Annotated in this window: 6 protein-coding genes; 3 read left to right on the forward strand and 3 right to left on the reverse strand. The window is 60.1% G+C overall.

Annotated elements, in window-relative coordinates; all coding sequences use genetic code 11:
* Together VGL22_RS11875 and VGL22_RS11880 are read right to left on the reverse strand one after the other, a co-directional pair.
* Positions 1 to 272: LemA family protein (locus VGL22_RS11875; protein WP_465267140.1), on the reverse strand; the 272-nt coding region annotated here is incomplete at its 3' end.
* A gap of 81 nt (positions 273 to 353) precedes the next feature.
* A complete protein-coding gene (locus VGL22_RS11880) occupies positions 354 to 1,199 on the reverse strand; it encodes a TPM domain-containing protein (protein ID WP_465267141.1) in 846 nt (281 codons plus the stop codon).
* Positions 1,200 to 1,278: 79 nt separating this feature from the next.
* On the opposite strand from VGL22_RS11880, the gene VGL22_RS11885 reads away from it, so the two are divergent.
* On the forward strand, positions 1,279 to 3,363 hold the full coding sequence (locus VGL22_RS11885; protein ID WP_465267142.1) for a S9 family peptidase: 2,085 nt from the start codon (positions 1,279 to 1,281) through the stop codon (positions 3,361 to 3,363).
* A 29-nt stretch (positions 3,364 to 3,392) separates the two neighbouring features.
* Positions 3,393 to 4,196, forward strand: coding sequence for an energy transducer TonB (locus VGL22_RS11890; RefSeq protein WP_465267143.1), 804 nt, complete (start codon positions 3,393 to 3,395; stop codon positions 4,194 to 4,196).
* 299 nt (positions 4,197 to 4,495) lie between these two features.
* On the opposite strand, the gene VGL22_RS11895 is transcribed toward VGL22_RS11890, so the two are convergent.
* The gene (locus VGL22_RS11895; protein ID WP_465267144.1) at positions 4,496 to 5,770 is read right to left on the reverse strand and encodes a nickel-dependent putative hexonate epimerase; all 1,275 of its coding nucleotides are present in this window, start codon (positions 5,768 to 5,770) and stop codon (positions 4,496 to 4,498) included.
* A 370-nt stretch (positions 5,771 to 6,140) separates the two neighbouring features.
* Between VGL22_RS11895 and VGL22_RS11900 the strand changes: the two genes are divergently transcribed.
* Positions 6,141 to 7,641: HAMP domain-containing protein (locus tag VGL22_RS11900; RefSeq protein WP_465267145.1), on the forward strand; the 1,501-nt coding region annotated here is incomplete at its 3' end.

Consider the following 7,641-nt stretch of genomic DNA (forward strand, 5'->3'; position numbering starts at 1 on the left):
GTGTTGGCCCGGAGCAATCCGGCACGCGCGTTGGCTATGTCCGCATACACGCTGTTCTCTTCCTTGGTGAACCCCTTCACGGTTTCGACCAGGTTGGGAATAAGGTCGGCGCGGCGCTGAAGGTTGACGTCCACATCCGACCATTTGGATTGGACCTCCTGCTGTTTCTGCACCATCTGATTCTGGGCGCTCTTAAAGCTGCCATACACGAACAGCCCGGCGATTACGAAGACGCCAATGACGACCAGAAGGATCATGGATCCACGACGCATAAATTACTTTCTCCTCCGGCTCTCTCGAGCCACCTGCTTGGTTCTTGCTACTTCCTGCCCGCTACTTGCTAGTCCCTGTTTCTACCAGCTTCCGCCCGCTCCGCCGCCGCCAGAATCGCCGCCGCCGAAGCCGCCGAACCCACCACCCCCGCCACCACCACCCCAGCCCCCGCCGCTGCCCCAGCTTCCACCACCCCAACCGCCGCCGCCCCAGCCGCGGCCTCCGCCGAACAGCGCCGACAGCAGACCCCAGCCAAACAGCAGCCGGAAGATCCACCCACCGCCAAACACCACCAGAAGAATGATCAGCAGAATGAATCCCCCCAGCGGGTTTCCGTGACGGGCGCGGCGCTGCTGTTGTTGCTGCTGAGGCTGCGGCAACTGCCAGTCGTCACCCGAATCCTGCAGAGTCACCTTGGCGTCGCCGGCAATAACCTGGCCAACCTCTTTTGCTGCCGTCATCACAGCGGCATCAAAGTTGTTCTGCCGCAGGTAAGGCACCATCTCGCGGCCAATATCGCCCACTTTGGCATCGTTGAGGATGCCCTCCAGGCCGTAACCCACCTCAATTCTGCGCTGATGGTCGTTGACCGACAGAAAAATTAGCAGGCCACGGTCTGAACCCTTCTTTCCGATGCCCATCTGGTGATACAGGCGATTGACGTACTGGTCGCGGTCTTCGTCCCCGATGGTATGGACTGTGACCACCGCCACCTGTGCGTTGGCCTGCGTATCGAGCTGCTTGCAGAGCTGGTCGATGCGCGCGATCGCATCCGGCGTGAGGACATGCGCGTAATCGCTCACGTAATCCGTGGGCTTGGGCAGGTCCTCCACCCGTTCGGCGCGAAGCAGGGCAGCGGTAAAAAGCAGGGTCGCGACGATGGTCAGTCGCAACCCTTTCGCAATAGTGCGATAAGAGGAGTTCATCGCTACTGATTGTACGTGTGGCGGGGTCTGCAAGTTCCCCAGTCGAGCTCCCCGGAGTGACCGAATAAACTTGTAATCGATGAACCAGAATTCGGTTGCAACTCCTCCCGTCGCTCGTGCAGAGCACAAAGAGACCTCTCTGCACGGTTTCGTGCTCACCGATGACTACAGCTGGCTGCGGGACAAAGAGAACCCCGACGTCACCGAGTATCTCGAAGCCGAGAACGCCTACGCCGAGGCCTACATGGCGCCGCAGGCCGCTCTGCGCGATCAGCTCTACAACGAGATGCTCAGCCACATCAAGCAGACCGATGTCTCGGTCCCTTATCGCGACGGCGATCACTGGTATTACTCGCGCACCGAGGAGGGCAAGCAGTACGCCATCTTCTGCCGCAAGCGCGGGACAGACGACTGGCCCGAGGATGGGGCGGAGGAAGAGGTGCTGCTCGACGGCAACGTGATGGCGGAGGGCCATGCGTTCTTCTCGATTGGCGGCACGGACATTAGCGATGATGGGCGCTGGCTTGCTTACAGCGTGGATTACACCGGGTTCCGCCAGTACACGCTTTTTATCAAAGATCTCGAATCCGGCGAGTTGCTGCCCGGTTCCGTGACGCGCGTCGGCTCCGTCGTGTGGGCCGCGGACAACTTCAACCTGTTCTATACGGTGGAAGACGAGGAGCAGAAGCGGCAGTTCCAGTTGTGGCGGCACATGCGCGGAACTCCCTATCCAGCCGATGTCCTGATCTACCAGGAAGACGATGAGCGCTTCAACATCGGCGCGGGGCGCACGAGGGACGGCCTTTTCATCATCATGGAGTCCGCCAGCCACACCACAACCGAGGCGCGATTCATCCCCGCCGGTGACCCGGAAGGGACATTCGCCATCATTCTGCCGCGCGAGGACGAGCACGAGTACTACGTGGAACACCGCGGGGGGCTGTGGTTTATCCGCACCAACGACCGCGGACGGAATTTCCGCCTGGTCACCACGCCCGTCATCGCGACCCAGCGCGAGCACTGGATCGAGCGCATTCCGCACCGTGAAAACGTCATGCTGGAGGATGTGGACATCTTCAACCGCTTCTACATCGCCTGCGACCGAGAGGATGGCCTGCCGCGGTTGCGCTTGTGGAGGTTCGTCGCCGATTCTCCGGTGGCGGAAGACATTGGCGAGATCGCCTTTCCCGAACCCGTTTACAGTGCCTATCCGCACATCAATCGCATCTTCGACACACGCAAATTCCGCTACTCTTACCAGTCGCTGGTCACGCCAAGTTCCGTGTTCGAGTACGACTTCGGCACCGGGGAATCCACTCTGCTCAAGCAGGTGGAGGTGCCCGGCGGGTTTGACCGCACACTCTATGCGAGCGAGCGCGTCAACGCCGTCGCGTCCGATGGCACAAAGGTGCCGGTCTCAATTGTGTACCGGAAGGACAAGCGCGCAGCCGGCAAAAACCCGCTCTATGTATATGGCTACGGCTCCTATGGATACGCTCTGCCGCTTGGCTTTGGCTCCAGTCGCTTGAGCCTGATGGATCGTGGAGTGGTCATTGCATACGCGCATATTCGCGGCGGCGGCGACCTGGGTAAGACGTGGCACGATGCCGGCAAGATGCTGGTCAAGCGCAACACCTTCACAGACTTTATCGCGGCAGTCGAGCACCTCACCGCGAACGGCTATGGCGATCCGGCGCGTGTCGCCATTGAGGGCGGCTCGGCCGGCGGCCTGCTGATGGGCGCAGTCGTCAACATGCGGCCTGACCTGTTCCGCTGCGTGATCTCACATGTGCCGTTTGTAGACGTGATGAATACCATGCTGGACGCTTCCCTGCCCCTCACCGTGCCCGAGTACGAAGAGTGGGGCAATCCGAACGAGGAGCAGTATTTCAAGTACATGCTGAGTTACTCGCCTTACGACAACCTGAAGGCGGCGAGTTACCCCTCCATGTTGGTCAAGACCAGCCTGCACGATAGCCAGGTCATGTACTGGGAACCAGCCAAGTACGTAGCCAAACTCCGCACCCTCAAGACGGATAACAATCCCCTGCTGCTAGTCACCAACATGAAGGCCGGACACGGCGGTGCGAGTGGGCGGTATGACTACCTGAAGGAGATCGCGTTCGACTACGCGTTTCTGCTGAAGGAACTGGGAATGTTGTAAAACAATCCCGCTGCTTGAAGGGAGACCTGATGCACGCCGCTCTGTTTTGCTCAGCACTGTTTCTCTCCGCAGTCTTCGTGGCCAAATCGCAGGCTACTTTGGAGCCATCATCGCCGGAATTAGTTCGCGTCTCTCAGGCAGGCAACGGCGTAACCGCGCCGCAACCGTTGCCCCACAGATTCGCGACAACAGATTGCGAAACACCGGTTTTTGGCGAAGTTACATTCGCAATCATCGTCGACATCTCCGGCGTACCGCGAAACATGCTGTTCGTTCACCCGCTCGGCAGTGATCTCGACAGGCTAGCCTTGGTAGCGCTCGCTGAGGAGCGGTTCAAGCCGGGCGAGTCGAATGGCTCTCCGGTGCCGGTGACACAATCGGTAACGTTGACGCTCGAGGCCTGCCCCGTGCATCCACAAGCCGGATCAGGCCCGCCATACCTTGACCTGCACTCGCAGCCGCTACTGCGCCTCGCTCCGACTGACATCTATCCGAAAGACGTAACGTACTCAAACGCCATTCCGAATGACTTCACTGGCGGCGTTTTCCAGCCTGGACCCGACTTAAGTCCGCCTGTGATGCTGCTGGCAGCACCAATCATCGAGTTGGGTTCAGGCACCAAAGCAAAGTATCAGGGCGAGGTCATGCTCACCCTGATCGTCGACAGCTTCGGTATGCCCCAAAACGTCCGCGTCACTCGTCCGCTGGGGATGGGCCTGGATCAGAAAGCGATTGACGCCGTGCGACGGGCCCGCTTCAAGCCAAGCATCTACAAAGGTAAGCGTCCTGTTCCTGTAATGATCACAATCGCGGTGCAATGCAGGATTTATTGAGCGAGTCGCGATTTATGCGCACATAATCAACCAGCCTGCACGACAGCCAGGTGATATACCGGGACCGCGCACTGAAATACATCCTGTCTCCGATTGATAGAACTCTCCTGCCTGAAATCCCAATTGAGCCAAGCTCGCTATTCCTGAATCAGTCAAGGCGGTACGGCCGGCGCCACTACGGGCTACATCACGGTAAGCACACCGAGCGGCACGCTGAAGAGCGACAAGATCTTCGTGGTCCGGCCCTAGCTTCGCCATAGATGCTGGGCGGGTCCATCGCCCCGCATCTGATCTTCCCCTCACTCACTCAGCCGCGACTTATGCGCCCACAACCCCAGACCCGGATGGGCGATGAAGAAGATTTCTTCGTCATCCACCGAGTTGAAGCCGTGCTGTAACTTGTCTGGATCGTAACGGTGCATCATCTCGGCCAGGTCGCCATAAGCGAAACCCACGCCTTCGATCTCTTCCCTGCTCAGTTGTCCGGGGCAATACGTGATCCTGAAGCGGCCCTCGGACGAGCCGTGGATCAGGTGGGCGGCAGCGCTCAGATCGCTGGCGAGGTCGGGATTGTCGCGGACGGCCTCCAATGTTGCCGGCGTGCCGCGATAACCATACTTCCGAATCAGCTCGTCGATGCGCTTGTCTTCGCCGAACTCACGAACGCCCGGGGCGAGGATGATGAGTTCCCCGCCATCAGCCAGCGCCATGCGGGTCCGATACACGGCCTTGTTTCCCAGCCACGTCGAATGGAACTCGTGCGGGTCAAGGTACACCACGGCCTTCCTGATCGGCACATCCAGATGCTCAAAGTTGACCTGCACGCTCAGCTCGGCGGCCTTGAGGAAGCATTCCTCATCGTCGCCGATAAACAGCCCGCGCACGGCCAGCCCGTCGTCGTTCTTCCGCCCCACGACGGTGTGCACGTAGACGATCGGCAGGTGCTTCAAGAAACGGTCCGCCGCGTAGTTCAGCACGTTGCGGACGGGGTTCTGGGCGCGGCCCATCAGGCGCTCCATGCCGTACACCGCGCCGAGGTAATGGCTGCGGTTTATCCCCTCGCGGCCGCCGGTTCCAACCAGGATGTTCTTGTTGTAATTGGCCATGCCAATGACTTCATGCGGCACCACCTGCCCTATGGAGAGGATCAGGTCGAAGTCTCCGTGGGCAATGTGCTTGTTCACCTGTGCCGGCCACGGGTAATCGAGCTTGCCTTCGGATTGCTCGCGGATATAGTCGGCGGGGACCTCGCCCAGCGTCTCGATATCGGTTCGCCAGTTGTGAACCAGAAAGCGTTCCTGCGGGATGTCGCCAAACATGTGCGTGATCTGCTCGGGACGGAGGGGCGCATGCGTTCCCAGGGCCGGCAGCACGGCGGCCAGGCGATCGCCGCAGTACTGATAGGCCATATGGGTGAGCGGGCCAGCCTGGGAGTGGATCCGGGTCAGGTCGGGCGGCACGGCGAGCACGCGTGACCGCGAGCCCAGGCGATCGAGCGCCGCAAACAGCAGCTCCTGCAGTTCTTCGCGAGGAAGTTCCCTGTCGACCGCGCCCGTCGAACAATATAGACTCACGTCCTCACAATAGCGGCCCAATACAACAACGCACAATGCGCATTCCTAAAAGGCGCCGTCACGGGGATCTCCGGTCCGTCGCCCATTGAACACACCCTCAGGATGTGCGACCCTGATTGCAGCGCTTTCGACTTTGCGGGTGTCTACTACCGATAACAGATGGCCGCGGTCAGCGGGCGCATAGATATATGGCTGCATCCAAAAGAGATCTAAAAACAACCAGAATGGCGGATCTCGCATCGAATTTCATTCAGAGCATTCCCTTACGCCAAAACCGCCTCCTATAACCGGCTGTACTGTTTCTTGGTTTTGAGGCATTTCTACGTTTGTGGGTGCCCCGCCTTTGATTTCCTGCGCAGGAGCAGTAGAAATGGCAACTTCGATTGAACAACCAGGCCTTGGCCAAGACGATCCCAATCGTCGCCGGTCCGAGGGAACGGCCTCCGGCCTTCAAAATGCCGACGGCTACGCCGAAACGCCGTTTATGGCCGCCATTCTGGAAAGCCTGCAAACCATGCGTGATGGCGATTTCAGCGTCCGCCTGCCGGTGACCTGGACGGGCCTGGCCGGCAAGATCGCCGACAGCTTCAATGAGATCGTGACAGCCAACCAGCAAATGGCGCTGGAACTCAAGCGCGTAGGGCAGGCGGTAGGCAAGGAAGGCAAGACCCGCGAGCGTATCCGGGTGGAGCGCCGCCGCGGAGCCTGGGACGAGATGGAAGTCTCGGTCAACACCCTGGTGGAGGACCTGCTCCGTCCCACCACCGAAGTCACGCGCGCCATCGCCGCCGTTGCGCAGGGCAATTTGACCCAGACCGTCCGTCTGGACGTGGACGGCCGGCCGCTGGAAGGCGAGTTCCTGCGCTCCGCCAACATCGTCAACACGATGATCCAGCAGCTGTCGATTTTCACCTCAGAAGTGACTCGTGTTGCCCGCGAAGTGGGTACAGACGGCAAGCTTGGCGGTCAGGCAGTGGTGCCTGGCGTGGCCGGTACCTGGAAGGATCTCACTGACTCGGTCAACTCCATGGCCTCGAACCTCACAGGCCAGGTGCGTAATATCGCGGAAGTGGCGACGGCCGTGGCTTCCGGTGACCTTTCCCGGAAGATTACGGTGGACGTCCGCGGCGAGATTCTGCAGCTCAAAGAAGCCATTAACACGATGGTGGATCAGCTCCGCTCCTTTGCTTCCGAAGTGACGCGTGTGGCCCGCGAAGTAGGTACGGACGGCAAGCTCGGCGGTCAGGCCGTGGTGCCCGGCGTTGCCGGCACCTGGAAGGATCTCACCGACTCAGTCAACGCAATGGCCGGCAACCTGACAGCCCAGGTGAGAAACATTGCTGAAGTGACCACTGCCGTGGCCCGCGGCGACCTCTCCCGCAAGATCACCGTGGACGTGAAGGGCGAAATTCTGGAGCTCAAAGACACCATCAATACAATGGTGGATCAGCTCAACGGCTTCGCGTCAGAAGTGACCCGCGTAGCCCGCGAGGTGGGAACCGAAGGCAAGCTCGGCGGCCAGGCTAACGTGCCCGGTGTGGCCGGAACCTGGAAAGACCTTACCGATAACGTGAACTTCATGGCCGGCAACCTCACCGGTCAGGTCCGTAACATCGCTGAAGTGGCAACGGCGATCGCCAATGGCGACTTGAGCCGCAAGATCACGGTGGACGTCCGCGGCGAAATCCTGCAGCTCAAAGAAACGCTGAACACCATGGTGGACCAGCTGAATCGGTTCGCCGGCGAAGTGACGCGGGTGGCCCGCGAAGTGGGCTCGGAAGGGCGTCTCGGCGGTCAGGCCAACGTGCCCGGCGTAGCCGGTACGTGGAAGGATCTCACCGACTCAGTCAACTCGATGGCCGGCAACCTCA

Origin of the sequence: Occallatibacter sp. (assembly GCF_036502485.1) — a bacterium.
In the GTDB taxonomy this organism is placed as follows: Bacteria; Acidobacteriota; Terriglobia; order Terriglobales; family Acidobacteriaceae; genus Telmatobacter.